Source organism: Cohnella thermotolerans DSM 17683 (genome assembly GCF_000429825.1).
GTDB classification, from domain to species: Bacteria; Bacillota; Bacilli; order Paenibacillales; family Paenibacillaceae; genus Cohnella; species Cohnella thermotolerans.
Window position 1 is genome coordinate 1 of the sequence record NZ_AUCP01000138.1, and the last position, 1791, is coordinate 1791.

Below are 1791 nucleotides of genomic sequence, written 5' to 3' on the forward strand. Positions count from 1 at the left end.
GGGCTTGCTGAACGATTGTTTAGCAGAAATTCAGGGCAGGGCGACGGCGGAACAGGAAGGCGAAAATAAGGCAAAAAAGAACGCGGAGCCTGCGCTCCAGGTTCATCACCAGCAGTTGCAGCGTGATGGCGGACAGGCTGGTCTGCGCGAGACGCGCTCGAATACGGCCAAGCCCGTACTTGCGCTTGCCTTCTCCGAATTTGCCTTCGATGGCATTTCGTTCACCGGCATCCCGTTTGTCCTGATTTTGCTGTTCGCGAGTCGGACCGTCCTTCGGTGGTCTTCCCAAAGCCGGGCCGCTGAGCCGGATGCCATGCTGCTTGCAGAAGTTCCGGTTCTCGCGGGTGCGATAGATTTGATCCGCCTGTACGACAGCTGGATAATAGCCGAAGCGACGACGGTAGTTCTCGATCGTCTCGATGAGCGTTGTACTCTCGTTGAAGTTATCCCAGGACGCACGATCCAGGAAAGCGTAACCTTTCGTCATGCTGACGGCGAGCTTTGCGCCGAACTCCACTCGCGCCTTCGCTTTCCCGCGCACGATCGGCCTCACATGCGGCTGATGGATGCTCACGATGCGGTCTTCGATTTGGTGCGACCGCGTCCTGTACATGTGGAGCTGTTGGCGGTACAGTTCATGAATCACCAGCAGATCACGATAGGCTTTGCGACTCAGCAGCGTGAGCGGCTGCGTCTTTGCTTGCTCGGCAATGATGACGAGGTTCCGTTCCACATACCCCAGCTGACGGCGGATGGCTTTGCGAATGACTTTCGGTCCCGGCCTGCGCTGTTTGGACACCGCCAGAAACTGCTTGCGCGCTTTTTCCCTGTAGGTGCGCGGTTTTGCCGTTTGTCCGATGACCGGTTCGTGCAGCGTATCGATGATCGCTTCCAGCTTCTCCCGCGCTTCATTCAGCAGATTCAGATCGGTCGGATACGCCACATCCGCCGGGGCGCAGGTGGCGTCCACCAGCAGTGTCCCTTGATTCGGTTGTTCCGGCGTTTCCGGCGCCGCGGTGGAATCGATGGCCTCATCGGTCTCAAGTTCGGACGCTTCCGGTGGCGCCGACGCTTCAACCGTCTGCTCCGCAACAGGCGTTTGCGCTGCCGATTCAACTAGCGTTTCCTCGAACAGCGCCTGCTGTTCGAACTCGGTTTCGGTTGCAGCGGCGCGAGGCGTCGACCGCTTTCTTTTTCCGTCGCCGCTCACGTTGCTTAGATCGTCATCATCGTCTTTCGTTTCCTTCGCGCCCTGGGTGGCGACGATCTCGTTCAGCTCGGCCAGCACGTCCGACAGACGTTTACGGAAATGCGTCATCATTGAATGGTGGAACGGCGGCTTCATCACAAATCCGGGCAAACCGATGAAGTATTGCATATAGGGGTTCTCGCTGATTGACGCCAGGGTTTCTCTGTCGCTCAACTGCATGCGCTCCTGAATGATCAGCGCGCCGAGCCCCATGCGCAGGCTGATCGTTTGCTGACCGCGGAAGGTGTCTTTGAAGAAACGACCGTATTTCTGTTCAGCCGCCGCCCACGGCACCAACTGTGCCAACTGAACCCAGCGATTCTCTTCATCCAGTTTTCCGCCGAAGGGAAGAAAGAAATCGCCAGGCAGGATCAATTGATTGTCGAGGTGTGCGGTCGGCTTGAACATTTTCGTCGCTCCATCTGCAAGGATTTTGGGCTGTTTTCCGAAGATTCCTTTGCATATGATTTCGACATACAAATCCCGAATTCCTTGTTATTATGCGATTTTTTACAGCTTTTCGGGGCGTTCAGCAAGCCCTA

Annotated in this window: 1 protein-coding gene; it reads right to left on the reverse strand. The window is 56.6% G+C overall.

Annotation, left to right across the window (positions count from 1 at the left end; all coding sequences use genetic code 11):
- Positions 1 to 19 precede the first annotated feature (19 nt).
- Positions 20 to 1657 (reverse strand): IS5 family transposase, encoded by a 1638-nt coding sequence (locus G485_RS0117435; RefSeq protein WP_027093553.1) that lies wholly within the window; start codon positions 1655 to 1657, stop codon positions 20 to 22.
- Positions 1658 to 1791: the final 134 nt, after the last annotated feature.